Here is a 26,695-nt window from a genome sequence, read left to right as displayed (position 1 = left end):
ATTTTAATTATGTCTAGATTATTTGTTTCTGAATATAAAAATAATGTTAAACTTAGAGAAAGTAAGAAAAAATCTAAGCAGCAAAATGCTGCCTAGATTTCTAGAGTGATTTTTTCCCATGCCCCGAACTTGACAAAGAGCCTATTTAGTGGAAGAATCGTAAGTAGTATAGTGATATCATTAGAAAAAATATTTTTTTTCTAGTATAATAAAGTTAGTAATAGGGTAGAATAAAATTTATAAATAATAGGATTAAAACCAAGGGAGTGAAAAAAATGGAAGAACGCCATAAAAATATAAAACCTATTTACGACTTAGTTGTAAAAAAAGTGTTTCGTAATGAAGAAGTAGCGTTACAGTTTGTAAAAGATATTTTTGATTTACCAGCGAAAAGTGCAAAATTAATTGAGGGAAATCAAATATTTTCAGCCAACAGTAATGTAGAAACAGATTTCAATATAGCTGTCGATATATTAGTTGAACTAGATAATCATGCACAGGTAATTATTGAAGTTCAACTGGCTAAACAAGTGTTTTTCATTAATCGTATTTGGGCATATCTGTGTAAACAGGTCAATGATAATATCGAAAGATTAAAACAAACAGAAAAAGAAAAACTGGCTATTTATAGAAAATTACCGCCAGTTTATGTTGCAGCCATTGTCGACCAAAACTACTTTGATGGAGAAAATCCTATAAGTACTTTTTTAATCAAAGAGAAAACAAGAAATACAGAATTAAAAATGTATGTAGATAACGCTACTAAAGAAATGCCATTATTAAAAATCGTATTTTTAGAATTAAAAAAATATAAACCAGAACTAAAAGAAAGTTACAATAAAGTACGTTGGCTAGAGTTTTTCGGGAATAAGAAATATACAAGCGAACCTGGAGAAGTGATAGATCAGGCTGATGATTTACTTAATGTTAGAAACTGGACTAAGGAGGAACAACGTATGTATGATGAGATAACAAGACAACAAGATCATTATTGGGCTTCATTAGCTTATGCTCAAGAAGAAGGGCGAGCAGAAGGACGTGCTGAGGGACGAGAAGAAGGACGAGCAGAAGGAATTGAAGAAGCAATTATTACTCTAATGAAAAACGGCCATATCTCTCCAGAAGTAGCTGCCGCTCAATTAAAACTAAATATTGAGGAATTAAATAAATATTTATAGAAAGATAGAAGAAAAACAAAGGGAGTAAAAAATATAGAAGAACGCCATAATATAAAACTAATTTATGATTTGGAAGTTGCTCCCGATTATTTTTTATCTAAAATTAACAAGCCTTAATATTTTATCGAAATATGAATAATGATTTTCTAAAATATCTTTCTCTTCTTTAACAAGCTCAGGTTCGTCAGTAATTATTCCGTCTGCAGGGCTTTGTAGATATTTAGTAATTAGTGCTGAATCATTGATAGTCCAAACAAAAACTTTTTTATCTTGCTTTTTAGCTTGTTCTACAAGACGATCTCTATAAGAGAAATCTTCTATTACAAAAAAGTCGACGTTACTTTGGTGAAAGTTTCCGAACTGAAGTGGAATTACATAACCAGTTTCCAAGTTTGGTGCTTTTTTTTCTAGTTCTTCCATTACTTTAGGATTTAATGACATGAATTTATAGTTTTCAAGTTTCAATCTTTTAACTTCATTAATCAATATGTCGATATAATTAGATGGTTCCTCACCATGAGGTTTTAGTTCGATTACAAGCTTCATGTTTAATTCTTTCGCTTTATTTACAAATTCCTCTAATGATGGAATTTTACTAGTATAATCACCTTGTTTGATTGTTAAACCTACTACTTCATCAAAATTCATGTCTTGAATACGTTTATTAATACCAGCGAGTCTTTTTAGATTAAAGTCATGCATAACAACAAACTTATTATCTTTTGTTAGTATAATATCAAATTCGACATAATCAACGCCAACTTCTGCAGCACCTTCAAGAGCTTCAATTGAATTTTCAACACCTTTAGCAACATAGCCACGATGTGCTATTGTTTCAATATTTTTATTAACTCCATTCCCATATATATTAAAACCATTAATAATAGTTGCAATTATTATAATGATAGTTATAAAGGTTATTGCGAAGCTTGATTTCTTCTTGTTTTCATTAAGATTATTAACTAGCTCTTCTGATATTTCATTATGATCGATAAGAATTGTAATTAGTGAGGTGATAACTGTTACTTTTGAGATAACTCCAAGAAAGAAAACAAGCGCACTAATAGATGAGAAAAATAGAGTTTGAACAAAAGGATTATTCCCGTCACTATCGAAGTATATACAAATAATTGTGATTAGAGCTGTTAGGATCCCAGCTATTATTAGATATATAATTTCAAATAAACCAATAGTAAATAACAATTTTCTTTTACCAGATCTTGTAATTTCCCAACTTCTTTTTATACTATCTAGTATTTTTTCATCACCTACAGCAGTTAGTGGAAGTGTGAAAATTAGTCTAAGATTTATATATGCCAGCATTAACATTATTAAACCCCAGATAATAAAGCCACTAGTAGTTTTCATTATTTCATTACTAATAAATTTCGGAATAAATAAATTCTTTGCGATAACAGATTTAACACCAAGATTGATAGTTGGTATAGTTATAAGGAAGTAGACTATAAAAAATAAAGTTTGAAAACCTGCTAGGTTTTTAGTTTTTTTCCAAGCGTTATTTAATATATTTTTAAATGAATATTGTCTATCAGTTAATTGCCCATAAATAGTAAAGGTTAGTATCGAAAACTCAACAAACATAAAGAATGCTACTATAAGTATTAATATATTTAATATTACAAAACTATATGGATTGGTTAATATGCTTAGAATATTATTCTTATCTAAATGTTCTTCACCAGCGAGGGTAAGAGCTAGTAGGAAGATTTTGGAGATTATCCACAAGGCGCAGATTAAAATAAATTGAATGATAGCTGCGATTGAAATATAGGTGAATTTATATCGATTAATGTTTTTTAATACACTAAAGAATAAATTTCTAATTGTAAAGTTCATGGTAACCTCGCTTTCTATAGTATTTTTATGCTACTAGATTATACCAAAAATAAGATTATGTATCAAGAAATTGGAGAAGTAAAGAAAATTTTAAAAACAAAAAAGGAAACGTTACTTTTTTCTCTTGACAAACTTTCTTAAGTGGGTTAAAATAAAAAAGTAACGTTACCATTATGTTTTGGTAACTGTTAAATGTCATTATATAAAAGAAAAATAATATAAAGGAGAAAGAACTATGGACTTAAAAAAAGTTATAACAGAAGTTGTTGAACATAGTGGTGGTGAAGAAAACTTACGCTCTGTTGTTCACTGTGCAACTCGTCTTCGTTTAGAATTAAACGATGAAAAAGAATATAATAAAGAAAAATTAGAAGATATCGAGGGAGTTAAAGGTGTATTCTTTAACAATGGTCAGCTTCAATTAATCTTCGGAAGTGGTCTTGTTCAACAAGTGTACGCTAAGTACAATGAGGTATACAAAGGTGGAGCTTCTAGTGAAGAAGAAGGTGAAAAAACTACTTCTAAAAAACCAAAAGGAAATCCACTACAACGTTTTGTAAAAATGTTAAGTGATATTTTCGTTCCGATTATCCCAGCGATCGTTGCTGGTGGTCTTTTAATGGGTATTAATAACGTATTAACAGCTAAAGATTTATTCTACACTGGTAAATCAGTTATTGAAGCTAACCCAGGTATTGCAGGTCTTGCTGATATGGTTAACGTATTTGCAAATGCACCGTTCGTATTCTTACCTGTATTAATTGGTTTCTCTGCTACTAAGCGTTTTGGTGGTAACCCGTATCTAGGGGCTGCTCTAGCTATGTTAATGGTTCACCCAGATGTAATGAACTTCTATACATTTGGTAAATTAGATCCATCTACAAACCAACTTCTTGCACCAGCTTTAGATATCGTAAACCAAAGTGGTCAAGCAGTTGATGGTCTACAAAGACTTACATCTCTTCAATACTGGGATGTATTCGGATTTAAGATTGCTAAAGTAGGATACCAAGGAACTGTATTACCAATTCTTGCAGCTGCTTGGTTATTAGCGACAATTGAAAAATTCTTACGTCGTGTAACTCCATCATGGTTAGATAACTTAACTACACCATTAGTTTCATTATTCGTAACTGGATTCGTAACATTCGCATGGATGGGACCGGTTCTTCGTGAGGCGGGTACATTACTTGGAGAAGGATTACAATGGTTATATACGAATGGAGGATTTGTAGGAGCTGGTATTTTTGGTCTATTATATGCACCAATCGTTATTACTGGACTTCACCAAAGTTTCGCAGCTATCGAAACACAATTACTTGCAGCAACAGGACTTACATTTATTTTCCCAATAGCGTCTATGTCAAACGTAGCGCAAGGGGCGGCCGTTCTTGCAGTATTAGTATTCTCTAAAAATACAAAAATGAAATCAATTTCTTCAGCATCAGGTATTTCTGCACTACTAGGTATTACAGAACCAGCGATGTTCGGGGTTAACTTAAGGCTTAAATATCCATTCTACGGAGCAATCGCAGGAAGTGCTGTAGGAAGTGCGTGGATTGGTCTTAATAAAGTATTTGCATCAGCATTAGGTGCAGCAGGTATTCCAGGATTTATATCAATTCCTGCAAATCATTGGTCAACATTTGCTATTGGTTTAGCATTGTCATTCGTTGTAGCATTCTCAGTAACAGCATATTTCTTTAAAACTAAGAAGGAGCTTGTAAATGCTAGCTAATAATTGGAAACAAAATCTTCATTTAGAACCTACTAAAGGTTGGTTAAATGATCCTAATGGATTAGCTTATTTTAATGGTAAGTATCATATTTTTCACCAATATTCATATGAAGTAAGTGGTGGACTAAAATTATGGTATTACTATACTAGTAGCGATCTAAAGAATTATGAAGATCGTGGCGTTTTCTTAACACCAACAATTGCAGAAGAAACACATGGTGTGTATTCAGGAAGTGCCAATATAGAAGAAGGAAAATTAGTCTTCTATTACACAGGAAATGTGAAATATAAAGGAGATTATGACTACGTTCATGCTGGGCGTGGTCATAATACCATATCTTTTGAAACGGAAGATGGAATTAACTTTACTGAGAAAAAATGTCTGTTAACAACAGATGATTACCCTAATATGTCAAATCATGTTAGAGATCCAAAGATATTTGAAAAAAATGGAAAAAAATATTTAGTGCTAGGTGCTAGAGATAGTAATGATTATGGATGTTTATTAGTATACGATAAAGATACTCTTAAACCATACAAAACTATTTATTCACAAAAAAATCTAGGATTCATGTGGGAATGCCCTGATTATTTTGAAGTAGATGGGAAAGAAATATTTATGTTTTCACCTCAAGGAATTACAAGAATGTATCCACATTATGAAAATATGTATCAAATTGGATATTCTGTAGTTGAAGATGGAATTGAGAATGTTGATAAACTAGATAACTTCACATTATTAGATTATGGTCATGATTTTTATGCATCACAAACATTTTTAGATGAGGATAATAATCGTGTACTAATCGGTTGGATGTATGTACCAGATAGTAGCTATACAAATCCGACTACGAAGTTTGGTTATCAAAACTGTCTAACTGTTCCACGTGTAGTAAACTACAAAGATGGAGAATTTAGACAAACATTACATAAGTCTGTAAAAGATTTATTAGGTAGCGATATTGAATCTAATGACTTTAACAAAAATACATGGTATTATAAACAAGAGCATGGTAAAGATTTCGAAATTAGTGTAGCTGATTTTAAAGTAAGCTATGATAATAAAGAATTAAAAATTTCTTTTGGAAATAGTGGCTATGGTAGAGATGATAGAAAATATAAATTGAATTTAGAAGATGTAGAAATAGTATTTGATAGTTCATCAATTGAATTATTTGCTAATGATGGATCATTTGCACTTTCGACAAGATTTTATCCAGAAAATCATGATGTAAAAATATTGGCTACTAATTATGTAGCAAAAGAACTTGGAGCAATCGGAATTAGAGAGGAGAACTAAAATGGCAGTTTTATGTATAGGAGAAATGCTAATTGACTTTATCGGAGAAGGTGTAGGAACAATCGATAAAGTAAAATCATTTAAAAAAGAGGCTGGTGGATGTGTAGCTAACGTTGCGTGTGTTGCGCAAAAACTAGGTCATAAGAGTTATTTATTAACATCATTAGGACAAGATGGTTTTGGTGATTTTCTAGAGGATACTTTAAAAAATGAAAATGTAGACTGTAGATATGTGAGTCGTAAAGCAGACAGTTTTACACCATTAGCATTTGTTTCTTTAGATGGAACTGGAGACCGTTCATTTAGTTTTTACTTCAAAGGTTCTTCAACATTAAGAATTAGTAAAGAAGATGTTGAGAAAGTAGATTTATCAGAAATCAAAGCAATTCACTTCGCAAGTATCGCTATTCAAGAAGAATCAAAAGATAGCCATCATTTATTACTAAAAAAAGCAAAAGAAGCAGGAGTTTTAATATCGTTTGATGTTAATTTACGTTTCAATTTGTGGGACGATCATAAGGTATATCTTGAAACGATTAAAGAATTTTTACCTTATGTTGATGTAATTAAAGTTGCTGATAATGAATTAGAATTTTTAACAGGAACTACTAATGTCGAAGAAGCACTGAAAAAAGACTTCAGTCATATGAAAGTTGTTCTTTATACAAAAGGAGAACATGGGGCAGAAGTTTATTATCAAAATCATAAAGTAGTAACTGAAATACCAAATATAAAAGCTGTTGATACAACAGGTGCAGGGGATGCTTTTGCTGGTTCATTTTTATCTAAATTATTAAATCAAAAAGATATTAATAATATTACAGAAGAAGAATTAGCTCAAATGGCAACTTTTGCGACAAACTATGCTAGTTTAACAACTACAAAAACAGGTGCAATTTCAAGTTACTTAACAGAAGAAGAGTACAATAGTTTAATATAATTATAAACGGGCTAACTCAAAAGCCCTAAAATTCAACAATGTTCATATGAAAACTCAAATATGCAGTGATTTATTGATATCTAAATTCGCTTTATAAAAGCTTTTTGATATCTAATAAATTTTGTGGGAGTGACTCAACAAAACTGATTTCTCTGAAATCACGAATTTGGAGTCACTCTCTTTTTTATGGATAGAAAAATATGGGATATTATGATAGAATTAATGTTAAATAATTAGAAAATGAAAAGAAATTAATAAAACTGGTAAATACAATTCCTAGTTAATATAAAGATAGGAAATAAATTTAAAGTAAGAAATGAAGTAGAGATAGGTGAAAGTATGCAAGATAATATCAAAATAAGATTATCAGTTGATAACTTTTATGATAATATTTCTAAAAATAAACAAAAGACAAAAATTGATCCAAAACAACTAAGTAAATCGTTAGGATATGATGAAAAAATTATTAATGAATTTCCTGATGAAATAAACATGGGGCTTTCTTGTGGAAATCCAATTAACCACTTGAAAATTAAGGAAGGACAATCTTTAATAGACCTAGGATGTGGAGCAGGGATGGATATTTTCATTACAAAGATGAAAAATCCTAAAGTAGGAACGTTATATGGTCTGGATAGATTAGATTCTATGTTAGAAAAAGCGAAGAAGGTCCGTGATAATAAGAAGTTCGATAATATTGAATTTATTAAAGGTGAGTTAATTAATATTCCTTTAGAAAATGAAGCTGTAGACAGAGTTATCAGTAACTGTGTTATCAACCTTGAACCTGATAAGCAAAAAGTGTACGATGAAGTTTATCGTATTTTAAAAGAAGATGGTATGTTTGTAATCTCGGATATTATTTTGAAAAAAGATTTACCATTAGAATGGAAAAATTCTAGAAAGATGCACTGTACTTGAGTGGCAGGCGCTCTTCTGGAAGAAGAGATAGTAGAAATAATTAAAAAAGCAGGATTTACTAAGTTCCAAATCATTAATTCTGATGTAACGGACGAATATGCAGAAAAATGGGGCTATGGAAAAGGAATGAAAGACTACATTCAAAGTGGCTTGTTAATAGGAAAAAAGTAAATATTTTTTTATAACTTATTAATTAAAAATATATAAATTTGAATTTAACTGTTATTTCAATATCTATTTAGATAGGATTTGTAGATGTCTTCAATTTTAAATAGATGATTTATTATAATAGGTATTTTAGTTGTTTTAAATAATAAAAAATTTAAAATGATTTTATTTTTTTGACATTGTCTAGTAAAATGATGTAAAATATATGTGTAAATGGGAAAGTGGAATTATAGACTAAAATATTAGAGTGTCTATGTATTGAAGTTTATTAATTATTGAAGTTTAACATATTAAGTTTTTATAAGAAAGACTTCTAGTTAAGAGTAATATATTTTTAAAATTAAAAAAATTGTTTAAACTTAATTTTAGTTTGTGTATATATAATAGACTTATATTAGTAAAATAACATAAAAATAAAGTTAGGAGTGAAAGTCAATGAGGTTATTATTAGCCGAGGACGAAAAAGACTTAGCAGATGCTCTTGAAGCAATGTTAAAACATAATCATTACTCAGTTGATGTGGTTAATAATGGACAAGATGCACTAGATTATCTAATGTTAGATGAATATGATGGTGCTATTCTTGATGTTATGATGCCACAAATGGACGGAGTAACAGTTGTAAAAAAATTAAGAGAAAATAAAAAAAGTACGCCTGTATTATTACTTACGGCTAAATCAGAAATCGAAGATAAAGTATATGGTTTAGACAGTGGGGCAGATGACTATCTAACAAAACCTTTTGTTACTAAAGAGTTATTGGCAAGAGTACGTTCAATGACAAGAAGACAAGCTACATTTACTAGTAATGTATTAGAATTAGGAAATGTAAGTTTAAGCAAACATACATTTGAGTTAGCTACAGAAAAGGACAAAGTAAGATTATCTAACAAAGAATATCAAATGATGGAAATGTTGATGAGAAATCCGGGAAATGTAATTCAAACTGAACATTTTTTAGAAAAAATCTGGGGTTATGACAGTGATTCTGAAATTAACGTAGTGTGGGTTAATATTTCGTATTTAAGAAAGAAATTAAAAGCTTTAGATGCTAATGTCCACATCAAAGCTACTAGAAATGTAGGATATACCCTGGAGATGCTAAATGTTTAAGAGTCTCAGGAAGAAATTCGTAATAACGGCTGTAGGTAGCGTAGCTGTAGTAATAACTGTTCTAGCAGTAGCATTAAATATTATTAACTTTAATAAACTTGAAGAGAGAATTGATAATACATTAATAGACGCCTCTAAATCGCAGGCTCTAACAAAAATCTTTACAGAAGATGGTGATGATTTAGTAATCACGAAAAATTCATCAAGTCCGACAGACTACAATGGTTTTTCGATTGCTAAGGTTGATAACTTTGGTAAAATAATAAAGGAATATCGTGATGATACATTGATACCAGACCATGACGCCTTACAAAACAAAGTATTTCAAGCTATAGAAAAAAGTGGGACTAGCGGGTTTATCGGTAGTTATAGATACTTAAAAGTTAAAACCGAAGTAGGAAACTTAATTTTATTTCTAAACTGTCAGCGTGAATTAGATTCATTTGAATCATTCGCTAGAAATAGTGTTTTAATGTGTATTGTTGTAGTAGTGTCAGTATTATTATTAATAATTTTAATATCTAAAAGAGTTATTGCTCCAATACAACAAAGCTATATAAAACAAAAACAATTCATAACAGATGCCAGTCATGAGTTAAAAACTCCATTGGCTATAATTAGCTCTAATACTGATGTATTAGAAATGGAAAATGGAGACTCTAAGTGGACAAATAATATTCATAACCAAGTAGATCGTCTAACAAGCTTAGTAAATAGCTTGGTAGTATTTAGTAGAATGGAAGAAAAAGATACTGTCGAACGAGCGCGTTTTGATTTATCCGATGCATTGAAGTCAAGAATCGAAGATTTCAGTGAGTTAGCAGATTTCCAAAAAAGATATCTAATCACTGACATTGATGCGAATCTAAGTTATTATGGAGAGCAAGCATCGATAGTTCAACTTATGGATATACTATTAGAAAATGCTATTAAGTACTCGCCTGAAGGTGGAGATATACTAATAACACTTAAGAAAAATAGAAGAAATGCAATAATGAAAATTTCTAATAAGGCTGAGGTTAAGAAAGGTGATTTAAGTAAAGTTTTTGATCGTTTCTATCGTTTAGATGAGTCAAGAAATAGTGCCATTAAGGGATATGGTATAGGATTATCTATGGCACAGCTTATCGTTGAAAAACACAAAGAAACTATTCGAGCATATGCACCTGAAGATGGAATCTTTAAAATAGAAATGCGTTTTACACTTGATGAAAGACATTAATTAGAAGTAGTGGGAGTGATTTGACAAAATTGATTTTGTCGAGCCATTCCCACAAAGTTTATTAGATATTCAAAAAGCTTTTATAGAGCGAATTTAGATATCAATAAACTGCTACATCAATAAATTACTATATAAATTTTTAAAAAGTTTAGGATTTTTGAATCAACCTTGATTATAAAAAGTAAATTTTCTAGGAGGAATATTTATGGATAGTTTAATAGAATTTTATCTTAGATTGTTCGGATATATTAAAGATAACTGGAGGAAATATATAGAAGTATTTAATAAAATGATATTCTTTGAAAAAATTATTCAATGTTTCTTATTTGTGATAGAATTAATTATTATATTTTATTTAACGGTTGAAATAGCTAAGGAGATAGATTCTCTTGTGCCTTTTGCATCTTTTGCTACATTATTGATTGTGTTTTTAGTACATCAGTATTTTTATAGAAAAATAAAGGTGAAGATAGATAATCGAGAAATGAAATAAATTTTACTGGTAATTATAAAAAAGAAATGTGTGTTTAAAGACAACTGTATAAAAATAAAAACTTCAAAATTAACTTGCATTTAAGTTATTTTGAAGTTTTTTATCTATCTATTTTTAATTTCTTTTTTTATTCTGCGTATAGTTTTTGAAGAAAGATACATAGAAGTCCCATCTTTAAAAATTACAGTTTCAGTATCTAATTTATCGATATTTTCTAGATTTATCGCGTAGGATCTATGACAGATATATATTGATGGATGGGAGTTACTCAAAAATCACGATTTTGGAGAAAAAAATTTTGTCGAGTCATTTCTCGCAGTAGTTTATTAGTTATCTAAAAAGCTTTTACAAAGCGAATTTAGATATTAATAAACTACTTCGTCTATGAGTTATATTTTAATTTAAGACTTTTTTGTCCCCTTGATAGAAATAAAAATTTACATGAAGATGAAAGTATAGATAATAAAAATTTATAATTAGTAAAATTTAAAGAATATCATTTCAGGTATAAAATTTGTTAATTTAGGTAAATTACTATATATTATGAGAACGTTTTATGTTATAATTAATTAAGGGGAAAATCCTTGAGTTTATAAAAGGAGGGGTTTATTATGAAACCATTCAATAGAAAAGTAGAGAAAGTTTTAGCGTGGATTGCTAATATTATTTTAATAGTTTTAACGGGAGTTTTAGCGTATGGATCATTCTTTAAAATTTCAGTTTTAAAAGATAATCAAGAATTTTTAAATCTTTTTAAACAAGAAATTGCTAAAAATCCTAACGGGGTAAATTTATCGGCTGAACAAATAATCGACTATACGATCCAAGGACTAAAAATATATTCAGTTCTATTAATCGTATTAGTTGTAGTTGCATTATTAGCGACATTCTTAATGAAAAAACGTATTTTATCAGCAATACTTTTCTTATTATTAGCAATAGTAGTAGCTGTTAGTACAGCGGGATTATTAGTACCTGTATATATCTTCTACTTCATCGTAGCGATTATGCTATTTGTTAGAAAAGAAAGACCTGAAGAATATCAAGAAACAGTTAATTATCTGTAAGAATAAACTTGAGAATGCTTTAGATTACTAAATTTTAAAAAGGAGAATGTGTATGTTAAGTAATATATTAGTGTTTTGTCAAATATTAATAGTTTTATATAGTTTCTATATAAATTTTAAAAATTCAAAGTATATGAAAAGATCTAATTGGATCAGTAGCATGCAGTGTTATGTATTTTTAGGCATGATTATTGATAAAATAGATAATGTCTATACAAAAGTAATTGTTACATTTGTGATGCTTTTAATTTTAATAAATGAATTAAATACATTAAAAATATTAAATAATAAAGACACAGAATTAGTAGTAGAAAAGATATAAATATATTGAAGATTAATATCTCAATTTTTAAAAATGAATAAATTTATAGAGTAACTTTATTGTAGTGATTTCTAAATCATGATTTTAAGGTTGCTCTTAATTTTTATTATCATTAGGGATATTCAATGTATAAAAATTTTTATCTAGAAAATAGATAATCAAATTTTAATAAATTGCAATATTGTGGTATAATTTATACAGATGAATAATGAAGGATTTATTATGAAAAAATATAATTATAATGAAAGATTAATAGAAAAATTAAATATTATTCCTTTTATAGAAAAATATAATTTTAGTAATGAGAGCTATAATACGGCTATTTTTTGTGCTTTAAGTTCTTTGTACAGCCACAGTGCTAGGTTCGAACATATCGAGTCGAAGTCAATATTACTGGGAGATTATTATAGTTTTGAGTATTATAGTTTACTAAAAGACGATTTAGATAAGTTAAGTACTTTGACTGAAACTATGCGAGTTGGGTATTTTCAAATTCTTACTAAGAGAATGACTGAGGAAGAGTTTTATTTAAGTATAATAAAGACATGGTTTAATTTTTACAATATTGAGTTTCAAGAATTTGATAGTAAAGCGGTAGTCTTTATATAAGATTAATGGAGAATAGAATGTTAAAACAGTATGAAATTCTGGTGCAAGATGTATTAGAAGATATTTTTGATATTACTAGAAGTGAAGATGATAAACTAAATGAAATTATCAAGAAGTATTTTCTAAATGGAGGTAAAAGGGTAAGGGTATTACTTTTACTTATGTGTGCTAAATTAGGAAATTTTGAATTGAATAAAAAAGATATAATTCGAATGGCTAGCATAGTAGAAATTATTCATACTGCGAGTCTGATTCATGATGATATTATTGATAATGCTGAGACAAGACGTGGAAGTGTTACAATGAACAAACTGCATGGAGATGAATTTGCTCTTCGTGTTGGAGACTATCTTTTTGCGGTAGTTTTAAGAGAGGTTGCTAGATTTGATGATGAAAGAGTTCATTATTATTTAGCAGATACGCTTAAAGAGCTTTGTATTGGTGAACTAATCCAAGAAGATGGTTTATATAATATTAATACTCGCAGATTAGATTATTTAAAGAAAATTAAGAGAAAAACAGCGATATTAATTGCTTTTGCTTGTGTAGCTGGTAGTATTGTTTCTAAAGCTTCTGATGAAAATATCAAAAGTGCATTTTCGTATGGTTATTACCTAGGAATGAGCTATCAAATTATTGATGATTACTTAGATTTCGTAGGTGGAGCTGAGAATCTTGGGAAAGAAGTGGGGCAGGATTTAATGAATGGGAATATTACCTTACCAGCCCTACTTGCAAAAGAGAAAAATTCTGAGTTATTTAGTGACTTTACTAGAGATACTACCGATGAAAAAAAGGAAGAAATAATTAATTTTATTAAAAATGATGAAGAGATTTTGATGAATACTTTAAATATAAGTAGAAGATATTTAGAAAAAGCTCAGATTAGTATAGAGAATTTAAACCCTAATGTGAAAAGTGAATTAACTTTTATAATGAATAAATTAGCAAGGAGAGAAAATTAGATGGATTTACAAAAATTTTTAGAGGAATTAAAAAATATTGATCTTTATGGATTAGATAGAGAGCAACAAGAGGAGTTTAGAACAGTACTTTTAGATAATGGTTTATTTGAAGAGTGTTTAGAATTATCTAGAGTTATTTATGAACAAAATAGAGAAGAAGATACAGCAATTGAGGGATATGTACATAACTTACTATATTTAGATAGAAAAGATGACGCATTAGTAGTATTATATAATTCTCCAAAAACTCCAGCGATTTTATATCAAGAGGGATTGATTTATTTAGAAGATGAGTTATATGAGATTGCAGAAGATAAGTTTTTATCAGCTAGAGCTGGAACAGATTTTAATGAGGCAATTCGTGCTATTGATAAAGAGTTAGTAGGTATTTATTTAGCGACCGGAAGAGAAGATAAGGCTAAAAGTTTAAGTGAAAGAATTTTCCATGAAGAACCTACTCTAGAAAATTTCCAAACTGCATTTGATAATTTATTTGCTTTGGGATTGTTTGAAGAGGCGATTAATTTTTATAATGAGCATGGACGAGGCTATGAGGATGCAAGTATTCTATTCTCTTTAGCATTCGCGTATAACCAAATTCAAAATTTAGAAAATTCTAAGATGAATTTATTAAAAACTATTGCTTTGGATCCAGATTTTACAGAGGCGTATTTACATTTAGGACATATGTCTAAAGGCGATGAAGCTAAAGGATATTTAGAGAAATATGTTGAGTTACAAGGAATGTCAATTAGTGGATATCTTCATTTGATTACATTATATAAAGAGGATCAACAATATGATAGCATTCGTACTCTTATGCAAGAGGTGTTAACGACTCAAGGAATTTCGGAAGAGACATTATTTATTACAATCCACGCTCTTAAGTCATTATTTGAATATGATAAAATTTATGGTCTTTATAATGATAACGCAGAGATTAAAGAAGATCCTATTCTTTTAGGTGCGGCATTAAATGCATTATCTGAGGAAGAAGACTATATTGATTTTGTTGAAGAAGAAGTAGTTACTTATTTCCAAGTATTACATGATGATCCAACATATGTAGAAACATTAAGAAATGTGTATGACTTAACAGGTAGTGAACGAGTTCTTGATATTATTAATCATTTTGAACGTCATCACGGACCACACGGACATCATCATTAATATACTTAATACTTAGGTGAGCAATTTAAATATACAATGATAGGAGGTGTTAAGTATGGATTATAGTTTTAAAGATATTTATTCTAGGGCAAAGTCGGTTGTTGAAACTGATAGTTACGTAATATATCAAACAATTAAATCGAAACTGTATTTTAGTGGGAATTATTTATTGATGAAAAAAGAGCCGACTACAATTGATGAAGTTGAATATTATATTTCATCTTGTAGAAATTTCTTTAAGGATAAAGGTGTTAATTTTATTCATTTAGCAGCTTTAGAGAATGTGAAATTATCTAGGAAATTAAAAAGGTATTTAAAAAAGGAAAGTTTTAGTGAGATAAATTTAAACTTATATTATTTAAAAATTAATGATTTTATAGAGCAAGAGTTAAGTGATTTTTCAGTAGAGTATCTTCAAAAAGTTGATTTGAATAGATATTTGAGTTTTCAATACAAGGTAGATATTGAGGCTAGTAATGAAGAATGGGCTGAACATAATCAGAGTTTACTGTATGAAGATATTAGATCAGAGAATATTAAACAGCTCGTTGCTAAAGACGGCGAGAAAATAGTGGGCTCAGCTAATATTATTGTTAAGAATAATTTCTTCGAAATCGATAATCTTTATATTGCACCTGAATATAGGAATCTTGGAATAGCTAGACATATTATTAGCTATGCTATTGATAATGAGCGAAAAGAGAATGTTCTTTTAGTTGTTGATGCTAATGATACTCCGAAATATATGTATGAAAATATGGGATTTGTGAAAATATCAGAACAAGATTTTTATCTAAAGACAGATGTATAATTTTCCAAGAGTGATTCGAAATACTAATTTTGGGTTACTCTTTTCTAGATAGCGTATATTTATTATTTTCCTTGTGATGTTTTGTATATAGGTTGATATTGAGAAAATTGTTAATATATAGTAAACTAGTACTAGAATATGGAAAGAGGATGTGAGTAGAGTAGTGAAAAAGACTGGAAAGAGAATTTTAAAGTTTATAATTGAATCAACAGCAGTGATATTAATTATTTACGGAGTGTTTTCTGCAGGTGGTCATATAAAGGCTAGAAAAGATGCTATTAAGCAACAGGAAATGGCGAAGCAAGAAGCGCAAAATGAGGAAAACAAAAAAGAAGAGCCGGTAGTGGAGAATAGGAAGCTTAGTGATACAGAATTAAATGAGGCTTTAGACAGAGTTATCGAACAATATAAAGGTAATAATGAAATTGGTATTGTTTATAAAAACTTTTCTACAGGTTATAGATATTCACAAGAGGACAATCACTACTTTACAGCGGCAAGTACTATTAAAGTAGTTTATGCTATGAAAATTTATGATCGTATAAGAAAAGGTGAACTATCTAAAAATGCTGATATATTTTATAACGAGAAATTTTTAGAAGATGGTAATGGACAAATAACTAATAATGAGAAGAAAGATAGTTATAAGCTTGATTATGTTATACAAAATATGATTCAATATTCTGATAATACTGCGACTAATATGTTGATGGGTAATAGTGCAACAGCATCTGTATTTGTAGTTAAATATTTATCTGAACTTGGGGTGACATTACCGCAAGAAGAAGCACAAAATAATAGAATTACACCAGCGATGATGGAAGTAGTTTGGACAAAATTGTATAAAGAACGCGATAAATATCCTGAATTAATTAAATATCTAGAAAACTCTGATGAGGGAGAATGGATTAAAGAAGGTATTCCAAATAAAAAAATCGCGAGTAAATACGGTGCTCTTGATGCTAATTATCATGATACCGCAATAGTATTTGGTGATAAAGATTATATGTTATTAATCTATACGAATAATCTAAGTAACTCTGGACAAAGTATAAAAAATATTGCTAAGAAAATCGATGAGATTACTAATAAAAATATGTAATAAAAAAAGATAGGTGGGAGTGACTCCAAAATCGTAATTTTAAAAATAGGTTTTGTTGAGTCGCTCCTATTACTATAAATTATGTACGCGTATTTCTTTATTATTTTCAATTTTCATGCTATAATTAACAGGTTATATAAATAAGACAGTATATAAAATTGATATTAAGGAGAAATAAATGACAACATTTGAAGAATTAGGGGTTAGTCAAGAAACTGTTCAATCACTAACCAATATGAATTTCATATCTCCAACTGGTATTCAAGTAGAGACGATTCCGTATGTATTATCTGGAATTGATATTTTGGCACAAGCACAAACAGGATCAGGAAAAACAGGTGCTTTTGGAATACCGTTAGTAGATACAGTAAGAAGAAATGACCAATTACAATCACTAATCCTTGCTCCAACAAGAGAGTTAGCTCAACAAGTAGGTGAACAACTTCGCCTAATGTCAAGAGCAAAAGGATTAAAGGTTAGTATTGTATTTGGTGGGACGAGTATAGAAAGGCAAATTCAAGACTTGAAAAAACGTCCACAAATAATAGTAGGAACACCTGGGCGTGTAATTGACCATATTAACAGAAGAACAATTAAATTAGAAACTTTAACTCATTTAGTATTAGATGAAGCGGATGAAATGTTAAATATGGGATTCATAGAAGATGTAAGGTTTATTTTATCGAAAATAACTACAAAACATCAGACATTGTTATTCTCAGCTACAATGCCGAAAACAATCATGGAATTATCTAAAGATTTCATGAAAGATTATAAACTAATAAAAACACTTAGTGATGAAGATCTTAAACCGGATATTACAGAATTTGCAACGATTGCTAGAGAAAATGAAAAATTAGAAACATTAATAGGATTTTTAGATGTTCAAAATCCAAACTTAGCAATTGTATTTGGAAGAACTAAGCGTCGTGTTGATGAGCTATCGAGTGCATTAATAGCGAAAGGTTATTTAGCAGAAGGCCTTCATGGAGATATTACTCAGTCAAAACGCTTAGAAATTTTACGTAAGTTTAAAAATAACTCATTACAAATTCTTGTAGCAACTGATGTTGCTGCTCGTGGAATTGATATTAGTGATGTTACACATGTTTATAATTTTGATATACCTCAAGATGTAGAAAGTTATACACATAGAATAGGAAGAACTGGACGTGCAGGGAAATCAGGAGTTGCGATAACATTTTTAAATCCTGTAGAAATGCCGTATTTAAAAGATATTGAAAATTCTCGTGGTGAGAGAATGAAGATGTTACGCCCGTACTCACAAGATGAAGTGAAAAAATCTCGTCACAATAGATTATTTGAAGAAGTTATTTCTGAAGTAGACAATAATCATGTTGAGTTCAATAGTTTAGCTAATAAACTATTGGCTGAAACAAATGCGGAAAAAGTAATTACAATTTTATTAAGTAAATTAATCAATGATAAAAAAGAAGTAGATGTAGAATTATCTTTTGAAAAACCATTACCTCGTAAACAAGAAAAAAGTAGACGTTCTAATAGAGGGAATGATCGACGTCGTTCGGAAAATCGCGACAAAAGAGGTCGCAATGAACGTCGTGGAACAGATAAAAAATTCTTTGACAAAAAAGGTCGTAGAATGCAAAATAAATAAAATATAGTTGTTTTATAAATTAAATAGAGATTTAATTGAAAAATATAAAGACATACTAATTATTTAGAATTTGTAGAATTATTATAAAGCGGTTTAAAATTTCGTTTCTATAAAAGAATCGTAATTTTAAACCGTTTATTTGTTTTGTTAAAAATGTGCTGGAGTAATTTCGTATTTTAATGTATAATTATAATGAGATGTTTTATTTATCAAGGTGAGTCTGACTTTTGAAAATCAATTTCTTAGAATTTTTTATTTTTGGAGTGTGTTTATTTTCATCTTATTAAAACTATTAGAAATTATGTACTAAATTATGAAGGGAATGAAAATAATGAAGAAATTTGGTATTTTTTTAGGACTCTTATGTATATCGATTTGTTCTTTTTTATTATTTTATGGAGATACTGCTTATCAGAAGTGGCAGGAATATAATTTCCAATCACAAGTAAAAAAAACTGTTGAGGCCGCTGATAAGTTAGATTTAGCAAAAGATAGTAAGGCTAAAAGTGGTTGGATTGGAGATAAATATGTTAAAGTTTATTATCCAAATTCTAATACACCGGAGGCAAACGAGGTAAAATCTCGTTTAGATGAAGAAACTAAAGGACTAGTTGAAGGAGAATTGAATTTCAGTAAAAATATTAAGGAAATAATATTCTATGGTAGTAAAGAAGAAGAGGCAAAATTTGCGAACGTGACTGAACTTAGTATTGAAAAAGTTTCTCACAATGTTACTGCCAATGAAGTAAGTGCGGGTGTTGATAAAGTTCTTTCTAGTATTTATCTAGAAAAAGATGGTAAAACTTTCACTTTATCAAGTCTTTTTAAATCTCCTGATGAAGCTAAAAATAAATTCTTATTTAAGATTAAGCAACAGTTAGCGGTGAAGGGAATATCGGAAAATGATATTAAAACGATAATAAATAAATTGAGAGATCAAGATATGGCAACTTGGAAGTTTGCATTTAATGATTCTAAGTTTAACATAATTACAGAACCAAAAGTTGGAGATGTTGATTCGGTAGAAGTTTCTATTAATGATTTTTATAAATATATAAATGAGAGTTATTTGAAAAGCGAAGATCTAGAAAAATACCAGACTTACATTAAAAAGAAAAATAGAAAAGCTGTGGCATTAACATTTGATGATGGACCTAATCCAAAAACAACTCCTGTTGCATTAGAACTTCTTAAAAAGTATAATGCAAAAGGTACGTTCTTTATGGTTGGACATGCTGTTGAAGGTAACGAGGAGATAGTTAAACGAGTTGTGGCTGAAGGGCATCAAATAGGAAATCACTCTTGGGATCATCCGGTACTAACAAAAATAAGTTTAGAAAAAGCTAAAAGTCAGATTAATGATACAACAGCAGCGTTGAAAAAAGCGAGTGGATTAGATGTTCATATTATGAGACCACCATATGGAGCAATAAATGGTGCTATTCAGGCAGCGGTTGATCAATCATTTATTCTATGGGATATAGATACACTAGACTGGAAAAATCGTAATACTGCTTCTATAATGAAAGAAATAAGAAAAGCGCAACCAGGGTCAGTTATCCTTATGCATGATATTCACCAGACAACTATTGATGCATTACCATCAATTTTACAGTATTTAACAGAACAAGGTTTTGAGATGGTTACTATTGAAGAGCTTATGGGGGATCAATTAGAACTACATCAAGCTTATACGAATAGAGAATAATATTTTAATAGAGTAAAATTCTATGAGAATTATAAATCTTGAGAATTTTACTCTATTTTTTTAGTATAATTTATAATTAGTGTTATTTTAAGTATACTTTATTTATTTTTTTGTAGATTTGATGTAGAATATAGTTAAAGTATAATAACTATTTTTGTGAGGTGTTTATTATGAAAGTTGAATTAGTTTCTGTGGGAACAGAGTTATTATTAGGAGATATAGTAAATACGAATACTGCCTATTTATCGAAAGAACTAGCTGCATTAGGGATAGGTGTATATAGGCAGACAACAGTAGGAGATAATAGGGAAAGATTACTTAAAACATTAGAATCTGCATTTTTAGAAAATGATACCGTTATTATTACAGGTGGATTAGGTCCAACTGATGATGATATAACTAAGGAATGTGCAGCTGAGTTTTTTGGTAGAGATTTTTATTTTCATGAATATTCTTGGGTGAAAATACTGGAGAGATTGACAAGAGCAGGAAGAACTATTATTACAGAAAATAATAAAAAACAGGCTTTAATTCCTGATGGTGCAATAGTATTAGAGAATTTCTGTGGAACTGCTCCAGGAATAATTATCGAGGAGAATAACAAACGTATCATACTATTACCAGGACCTCCACGTGAAATGAGAGATATGTTTGAGAAAAGCGTAAAACCGTATTTAGAGAAATTTAGTAATAAGAAATTTATATCTAAATATGTGAGGTTTTACGGAATTGGCGAATCGTTATTAGAAACGAAAATAAAAGACATAATGGATAGCCAAACTAATCCGACATTGGCACTATATGCAAAGACAGGAGAGGTATTATTACGCATAACTGCAAGCTCGGATGAAGAGAGTGAATGTGAAAAATTAATATTAGAACAACTAGATGTGATAGAAAGTAGAGTTGGTGAATATATTTATCTAGTAGGTGATGAGAATGTCTCTAGCACTCAAACCGAAATGAATAGTATAGTGTCAAACTTATTAGTTGAGAATAACTTTACAATTTCTATAGCTGAATCATTAACTGGTGGTAAAATAACTTCGATGTTAGTAGAAAAAAGTGGGATTTCAAATTCATTGCTTGAAGGAATAGTATGCTATTCAAATGAATCTAAAGTGAGAACCTTAGGTGTTAAGGAAGAATCTTTAGAAAAATATGGTGCTGTTAGTGAAAAAGTGGCAGAAGAAATGTTACTAGGTGTTGCTAATAGGTTAGGTAGTGACTTTGCTATTGCAACAACAGGAATAGCAGGACCTAATAGTGATGAGAGTGGTAAACCTGTTGGTTTAGTGTATATAGGAATTTATGCTTTTGGTGAAGTGAGTGTTAAGAAATGTATTTTCACAGGAGATAGGGAGCTAATCCGCTATAGAACAAGTATTGAAGCACTTAATGAAGTAAGAAAAATTATTTTAAAAAACTTATAGTTTTTACTTGTAAAATGTTATACTATTTTGTATAATGTATATTAATAAAAAAAGATATTAAGGAGATTTTTATGTATACAATGAACTTATCTAGTTTGGAGTCACCGGATCCCAGGTACGGGCAAGATGATGAATATTCCCAGGACTTCAATACTGAAATAGATTATGAAGATGAAATTTTATCAGATTATGCTGATGAAAGTTATAACGAAGTAGAGTTTTTAACTCCGGAGGAGGAGTTTTTAGATTACTCTAATGAGATGTTCCTATATAAGGAGTATTCGTACGATTTTGCAGATGATTACGAGTATGATGAAGTTAGTATATCTAATGATCAGATAATGTTAGAGAACATAAGCGAAGCTTAAAATAACATTTTAAAAAGAAAGATTGACCTATAAGTGAAATAAACCACTTATAGGTCAATTTTATGATGTTTAGTCATTCTAAATATCAATTATATAATTCTCTACATATTTAGTTGAATTATGTAAATTTAAATTACGATTTTTCAGATAATAATTGTATTATTTAATTTTATTTTAACAACATTTTGTATAATTGTTGTTATGAAATGTGGTATAATATAAAAAAGAAAGTGATAAGAAAGGAGGAGAAATGTTGAAATATTGTAAGTTTATAACTTCGTGTTTATTATGTTGTAGCTTTTTTTCAGCGATAAATTCAGAGGTTAAGGCAGATTATTTTACTGATTATAATACTACTGTAATGGATACGATTCTTAGAGATAATATTTTTAATTTTGATATCTTTTCTAGTACTACTAGTTATTCTCTTCCTGTTATCAAAAATAATGTGATACATGATAATATGGACGAGTTAGAGTATAATGCGGAATTGCTTAGTTATAAAAAGAATGCTTATAATTATTTGATTTTTTATTCTCTTGATAGCCAAAATGTTCCTAATGAAATGTTTAGAATTCAGTTGAAAAAGAGTGGAACTGGTAAAATTGTTGATAGAACATTATTAAAACTCTTTACAGTGAATAGTAGAATAATCATGAATGTAATGAGTTATGATATAGATAAAAGTGGTAATATTGAAAATCTCCAGTATTCAAAATCTAGTAAAGTATATTTTACTAAAAAAAATATTAATTTAGTAGTTACTGAAGGGAAAAAAGAGGTAGTAAATAAAACTATCGAATTAAGAAATGCTCCACAAGATGAGCGAGTTTCGATTCTTCCGTATGAAATAGAGCAGTATTATCGCCCAGATAAATATTATAGTTACAATAAAGCGACTATTCTAATAGATGGTAAAGAAATTAATTATGAAAATATTGAGGTTCCATATTTATCTAAAAAGATTGAGGTGAAACTGTCACAAGATAAAAATTATTGGAATAAAGTAACTTTAGAGTATCCGTCGAAGTTTAAGGAAAATACAAAGGAGTATTTAATAAAACAGGGCGTAACGTTCACAAACTTTATTAGAGATAATGAAATAAAAGTGGTAGGGGATAAAAACTCTGATTATGAATTTTCTGGTTATTATCTTGATGAGAAAGAAGTGACAAATTCACAAGTTTTAGGAAATAATATAAAAATAAAAGCTAAATATAATACAAAAGTGGTATTAGATAATGGTACGGCTAAGAAAGAGGTAACTTTACTAACAGATCAAAAATTAAGTGATATAGATACTAAATTCTTTGATAAAGAAAAATATCATGTAGATTCATATACCATATTAAATGCAAGTGATAATACAAAAATTAAAGAAATCAAAGATTTATCAGAAATTAAAGTGGATGATAGCATTATAGTTAAGGCAAATTATAAAGAAAATGTAAATACTATAAAAATTCGTCAAGATGATTATAATAAACGTTTTGGTAAAGTAGACGATAGTATTAAGGATAAGGATTTAGAATGGCCTGAAACGAAGAAAATAGGGGAATTACTAGCTGAGTTACGTAAAAAGATTAAACCTAGTTCAGGATACGAAGTATTGTTCAGATCTAATAAAAAGGTAGTAAATGATGATGAGTATATTACAACTGAAACTGTTCTAGAAATTTACTTTAAAAAAGTAGAAAGTGAATGGGTTAATGTTAAATTTGTAGGAAGAGGAATAGATAAATTTTTATCTGATGGTCAAGACGTATTAGTTGGTTCAAGGATAGATAGTATGATTAATTTACCAACTGCTACGGGAGTTACTGAACAAGAATTTTTAGGTTGGCAAGCTAATGGTGATTATTTAATCGCAGGAGAGAACTCAGAAAATACAAGAGTATCTAAGAACAGGTTGTTACAAACGAATGAGCTAGGTGCTGTTGTAACTGAAAAAGGGAAGAATATTGAATTCAGTGCAGTTTATAGAAAATTATTTAATGTAGAATTTGAAAATACTTTTTTAGGAAATATTAATCTTTCAAAAAATTCATCGAATATTTTAAAAGTTGATGAATTCAATAGTATTGGGGATGCAACTAAAAATAATAAAATAATTGTTGAACCGAGAGCAGGGTATGCAATATCATATTTTTTAGCGAATAAAAATGTGAAAGTTAATCTTGAAAAAGGGACTAAAGAAATATTTCTTGGTCAGAAAATTCAGGAGAGTGATTTATATAATATTGTTCCGACATCAGATTTAAAAATCACACCTATATTTAAATTGAGTGTTGTTCCGTCGTCATTAAAAGAGATGATAGAGAATAATAAGATAAAAACCGTAGATGATGCTCTGAATTTGGAGTTTGAATCAACAGAAAATATTAGGAAAATTTTAGGTCCATTGTATTATTTAAGGTAATATATAAGAACTGCTCTAAAAGTCCTAAATTTTTAACAAAATTTATAAGAAAACTTATGAACGCAGTGATTTATTGATATCTAAATTTACTTTATAAAAACTTTTTAGATATTTCATAAACTTTGCGGGAGTGACTCTAAAATCTTGTTTCTTAAGAAATCATGATTTTAGAGTCACTCCCTTTTTTACTAAATTTTTTCTAAAAATTGTTCTACTTCTTTTTGTGTTTTAGCAAGTCGTGAAACAAAACGACTAACTTCGACATTGTTTTTGTAACCTACAAAAGAAGGAATACCAAAAATATCAAGAGCTTGTGCTATTTCTGGATAGTCATCACGATTAACGTAGATGAATTTTATTTCTGGAAACTTATTCATCGTTTCTTCTAAATAACGATCAAGCATGATGCAATCAGGACACCAACTTGCAGAAAATACAAAAACAATTTTTTCATTTTCTTCTTTTAATATTTTAAATTGTTCTATAGAGTTCAATTTTTCTATATAGTTAAACATATTATCACCTCATTTATAGCTAAAATTATATCATAAATAAAAATTCTTGGCATTAACAATGCTTAAATGAAAACTATTCATAATTATTTTTAATTTTCGATTACAAATGTAAGCATATCTATTGAATTTAATTATTAAATGTTGCATAATATGAAATATAGAGATTAGTTTTAGTTCATAGAAAACCTAAGTAAAATACTAATCTTTAGCTTATAAAAGCTATAAAATATTCTAGAGGTGAAAACATGGCAAAACATTATGATTATATTGCGATCGGTGGAGGAAGCGGAGGAATAGCTTCAATTAACCGAGCTGCAATGTATGGTGTAAAAGGATTGTTAATTGAAGGTAATGAATTAGGAGGAACATGTGTAAATGTTGGATGTGTTCCTAAAAAAGTTATGTGGCATGCGTCACAAATATCTGAAAGTTTAAAATTATACGCTAATGATTATGGATTTAATTTTGGAGATGTAGAATTTGATTTTTCAAAATTAGTAGGTAATCGTTCAGCATACATTGATAGAATTCATGGATCATATGAACGTGGATTAAACAATAATAAAGTAGATTTAGTGAGAGGGTATGCTAAATTTGTAAATAAAAATACGGTTGAAGTTAATGGTGAACAATATACAGCTGATCACATTTTAATAGCCACTGGTGGACAACCAACTATCCCTAATGTTGAGGGAGCTGAGTTTGGTGTTACTTCTAATGAAGTATTCGCACTTAAACAATTACCAAAACGTATCGCTGTAGTTGGTGCAGGATATATTGCAGTTGAACTTGCAGGGGTATTCAATGGATTAGGTGTTGATACTCACTTATTTGTACGTCGTGATCGTCCGCTAAGAACTTTTGATAAAGATATAGTAGATACTTTAGTAAAAGTTATAAATGAAGAAGGTCCAACTCTTCACACAAATGCTATTCCTAAAAAAGTTGTGAAAAATGGTGATGACAGTGTTACTTTAGTACTTGAAGATGGACGCGAAACTACAGTTGATCTTTTAATCTGGGCAATCGGTAGAAAACCATTATCTGAAAATCTTAACTTAGAAGCTGCAGGTGTGGAAGTAGATGAGCGTGGATTTATTCCTACAGATAAATTCCAAAATACTAATGTAGAAGGAATTTATGCAGTAGGTGATGTAACAGGTCGCCTTGCTTTAACTCCAGTTGCTGTTGCGGCAGGACGTAGATTATCAGAAAGATTATTTAATAATAAACCTGAAGAGCACTTAGATTACACTAATGTTGCTACAGTTGTATTCTCGCACCCAGCAATTGGTTCTATTGGATATACAGAAGAACAAGCTATTAAAGAGTTTGGTGAAGAAAACATTAAAGTTTATAAATCATCATTCACTCCAATGTATTCAGCAATAACTAGTCACAGACAACCATGTTTTATGAAACTTATCACTCTTGGTGAAGAGGAGAAAGTTGTAGGATTACATGGAATTGGTTATGGTGTAGATGAAATGATTCAAGGATTTACTGTTGCTATTAAAATGGGAGCAACAAAACGTGATTTTGATAATACAGTAGCGATTCACCCAACTGGTTCTGAAGAATTCGTAACAATGAGATAATTTTATAAAAAATGATTGGGCTTTTCCTAGGTCAATCATTTT

General features: G+C 29.4%; 25 protein-coding genes. 22 read left to right on the top strand and 3 right to left on the bottom strand.

The window, feature by feature from the left end:
• The first annotated feature begins 275 nt into the window (after nt 1-275).
• On the top strand, nt 276-1,178 hold the full coding sequence (locus RWL85_RS02995; RefSeq protein WP_314084820.1) for an Rpn family recombination-promoting nuclease/putative transposase: 903 nt from the start codon (nt 276-278) through the stop codon (nt 1,176-1,178).
• A 93-nt stretch (nt 1,179-1,271) separates the two neighbouring features.
• Here RWL85_RS02995 and RWL85_RS02990 read toward each other — a convergent pair whose 3' ends face one another.
• A complete protein-coding gene (locus tag RWL85_RS02990) occupies nt 1,272-3,035 on the bottom strand; it encodes a glycerophosphodiester phosphodiesterase (protein ID WP_314084819.1) in 1,764 nt (587 codons plus the stop codon).
• Between the two features lie 235 nt (nt 3,036-3,270).
• Here RWL85_RS02990 and RWL85_RS02985 point away from each other — a divergent pair, with 235 nt between their 5' ends.
• The 8 genes from RWL85_RS02985 to RWL85_RS02950 all read left to right on the top strand — a co-directional run bounded on the left by RWL85_RS02985 (nt 3,271) and on the right by RWL85_RS02950 (nt 10,930).
• Entirely contained in the window at nt 3,271-4,773 is a 1,503-nt protein-coding gene (locus RWL85_RS02985) for a sucrose-specific PTS transporter subunit IIBC (RefSeq protein ID WP_314084817.1), read from the top strand.
• The gene (locus tag RWL85_RS02980; protein ID WP_314084815.1) at nt 4,763-6,073 is read left to right on the top strand and encodes a glycoside hydrolase family 32 protein; all 1,311 of its coding nucleotides are present in this window, start codon (nt 4,763-4,765) and stop codon (nt 6,071-6,073) included. The genes RWL85_RS02985 and RWL85_RS02980 overlap by 11 nt, the downstream gene beginning before the upstream one ends.
• A gap of 1 nt (nt 6,074) precedes the next feature.
• Nucleotides 6,075-7,013 (top strand): carbohydrate kinase, encoded by a 939-nt coding sequence (locus RWL85_RS02975; RefSeq protein WP_314084812.1) that lies wholly within the window; start codon nt 6,075-6,077, stop codon nt 7,011-7,013.
• Between the two features lie 339 nt (nt 7,014-7,352).
• Nucleotides 7,353-7,934 carry a methyltransferase domain-containing protein gene (locus tag RWL85_RS02970; protein ID WP_314084809.1) on the top strand — a complete coding sequence of 194 codons (582 nt, stop codon included), beginning with the start codon at nt 7,353-7,355 and terminating at the stop codon, nt 7,932-7,934.
• Nucleotides 7,935-8,105 carry a methyltransferase gene (locus RWL85_RS02965; RefSeq protein ID WP_314084807.1) on the top strand — a complete coding sequence of 57 codons (171 nt, stop codon included), beginning with the start codon at nt 7,935-7,937 and terminating at the stop codon, nt 8,103-8,105.
• 432 nt (nt 8,106-8,537) lie between these two features.
• Nucleotides 8,538-9,215, top strand: coding sequence for a response regulator transcription factor (locus RWL85_RS02960; RefSeq protein WP_314084804.1), 678 nt, complete (start codon nt 8,538-8,540; stop codon nt 9,213-9,215).
• Nucleotides 9,208-10,437, top strand: coding sequence for a HAMP domain-containing sensor histidine kinase (locus tag RWL85_RS02955; protein ID WP_314084802.1), 1,230 nt, complete (start codon nt 9,208-9,210; stop codon nt 10,435-10,437). The genes RWL85_RS02960 and RWL85_RS02955 overlap by 8 nt, the downstream gene beginning before the upstream one ends.
• A gap of 205 nt (nt 10,438-10,642) precedes the next feature.
• Nucleotides 10,643-10,930, top strand: coding sequence for a hypothetical protein (locus RWL85_RS02950; protein WP_314084799.1), 288 nt, complete (start codon nt 10,643-10,645; stop codon nt 10,928-10,930).
• A gap of 104 nt (nt 10,931-11,034) precedes the next feature.
• Here RWL85_RS02950 and RWL85_RS08550 read toward each other — a convergent pair whose 3' ends face one another.
• A complete protein-coding gene (locus tag RWL85_RS08550) occupies nt 11,035-11,202 on the bottom strand; it encodes a LytTR family transcriptional regulator DNA-binding domain-containing protein (RefSeq protein ID WP_399533478.1) in 168 nt (55 codons plus the stop codon).
• Nucleotides 11,203-11,541: 339 nt separating this feature from the next.
• On the opposite strand from RWL85_RS08550, the gene RWL85_RS02945 reads away from it, so the two are divergent.
• The 12 genes from RWL85_RS02945 (at nt 11,542) to RWL85_RS02890 (ending at nt 24,540) form a co-directional block, all read left to right on the top strand.
• Nucleotides 11,542-11,997: a DUF4064 domain-containing protein gene (locus RWL85_RS02945; RefSeq protein ID WP_314084796.1), complete on the top strand. Its 456-nt coding sequence runs from the start codon at nt 11,542-11,544 to the stop codon at nt 11,995-11,997.
• 184 nt (nt 11,998-12,181) lie between these two features.
• On the top strand, nt 12,182-12,319 hold the full coding sequence (locus RWL85_RS02940) for a hypothetical protein (RefSeq protein ID WP_314084793.1): 138 nt from the start codon (nt 12,182-12,184) through the stop codon (nt 12,317-12,319).
• A 222-nt stretch (nt 12,320-12,541) separates the two neighbouring features.
• Nucleotides 12,542-12,928, top strand: a complete 387-nt coding sequence (locus RWL85_RS02935; protein WP_314084790.1) for a hypothetical protein — start codon at nt 12,542-12,544, stop codon at nt 12,926-12,928.
• A 17-nt stretch (nt 12,929-12,945) separates the two neighbouring features.
• Complete coding sequence (locus RWL85_RS02930; RefSeq protein ID WP_314084787.1) at nt 12,946-13,893, top strand: polyprenyl synthetase family protein; 948 nt, start codon at nt 12,946-12,948, stop codon at nt 13,891-13,893.
• On the top strand, nt 13,894-15,063 hold the full coding sequence (locus RWL85_RS02925; protein ID WP_314084785.1) for a slei family protein: 1,170 nt from the start codon (nt 13,894-13,896) through the stop codon (nt 15,061-15,063).
• A gap of 55 nt (nt 15,064-15,118) precedes the next feature.
• Nucleotides 15,119-15,874 (top strand): GNAT family N-acetyltransferase, encoded by a 756-nt coding sequence (locus RWL85_RS02920; protein ID WP_314084782.1) that lies wholly within the window; start codon nt 15,119-15,121, stop codon nt 15,872-15,874.
• Nucleotides 15,875-16,037: 163 nt separating this feature from the next.
• Entirely contained in the window at nt 16,038-16,976 is a 939-nt protein-coding gene (locus RWL85_RS02915; RefSeq protein WP_314084779.1) for a serine hydrolase, read from the top strand.
• A 178-nt stretch (nt 16,977-17,154) separates the two neighbouring features.
• Nucleotides 17,155-18,612, top strand: coding sequence for a DEAD/DEAH box helicase (locus RWL85_RS02910; protein ID WP_314084776.1), 1,458 nt, complete (start codon nt 17,155-17,157; stop codon nt 18,610-18,612).
• A gap of 313 nt (nt 18,613-18,925) precedes the next feature.
• Nucleotides 18,926-20,320, top strand: coding sequence for a polysaccharide deacetylase family protein (locus RWL85_RS02905; RefSeq protein WP_314084773.1), 1,395 nt, complete (start codon nt 18,926-18,928; stop codon nt 20,318-20,320).
• A 170-nt stretch (nt 20,321-20,490) separates the two neighbouring features.
• A complete protein-coding gene (locus tag RWL85_RS02900) occupies nt 20,491-21,753 on the top strand; it encodes a competence/damage-inducible protein A (protein WP_314084770.1) in 1,263 nt (420 codons plus the stop codon).
• Nucleotides 21,754-21,824: 71 nt separating this feature from the next.
• The gene (locus RWL85_RS02895) at nt 21,825-22,121 is read left to right on the top strand and encodes a DNA topoisomerase IV (protein WP_314084767.1); all 297 of its coding nucleotides are present in this window, start codon (nt 21,825-21,827) and stop codon (nt 22,119-22,121) included.
• Between the two features lie 250 nt (nt 22,122-22,371).
• Nucleotides 22,372-24,540: a hypothetical protein gene (locus RWL85_RS02890; RefSeq protein WP_314084764.1), complete on the top strand. Its 2,169-nt coding sequence runs from the start codon at nt 22,372-22,374 to the stop codon at nt 24,538-24,540.
• Between the two features lie 188 nt (nt 24,541-24,728).
• Here RWL85_RS02890 and RWL85_RS02885 read toward each other — a convergent pair whose 3' ends face one another.
• A complete protein-coding gene (locus RWL85_RS02885; RefSeq protein WP_314084761.1) occupies nt 24,729-25,055 on the bottom strand; it encodes a thioredoxin family protein in 327 nt (108 codons plus the stop codon).
• A gap of 245 nt (nt 25,056-25,300) precedes the next feature.
• Between RWL85_RS02885 and gorA the strand changes: the two genes are divergently transcribed.
• Complete coding sequence (gene gorA, locus RWL85_RS02880; protein WP_314084758.1) at nt 25,301-26,653, top strand: glutathione-disulfide reductase; 1,353 nt, start codon at nt 25,301-25,303, stop codon at nt 26,651-26,653.
• Nucleotides 26,654-26,695 lie beyond the last annotated feature (42 nt).

Origin of the sequence: uncultured Gemella sp. (assembly GCF_963515875.1) — a bacterium.
Taxonomy (GTDB): Bacteria; Bacillota; Bacilli; order Staphylococcales; family Gemellaceae; genus Gemella.
Note: the sequence above shows the minus strand (reverse complement) of the source record. Positions and strands in the feature narration are given on the sequence as shown.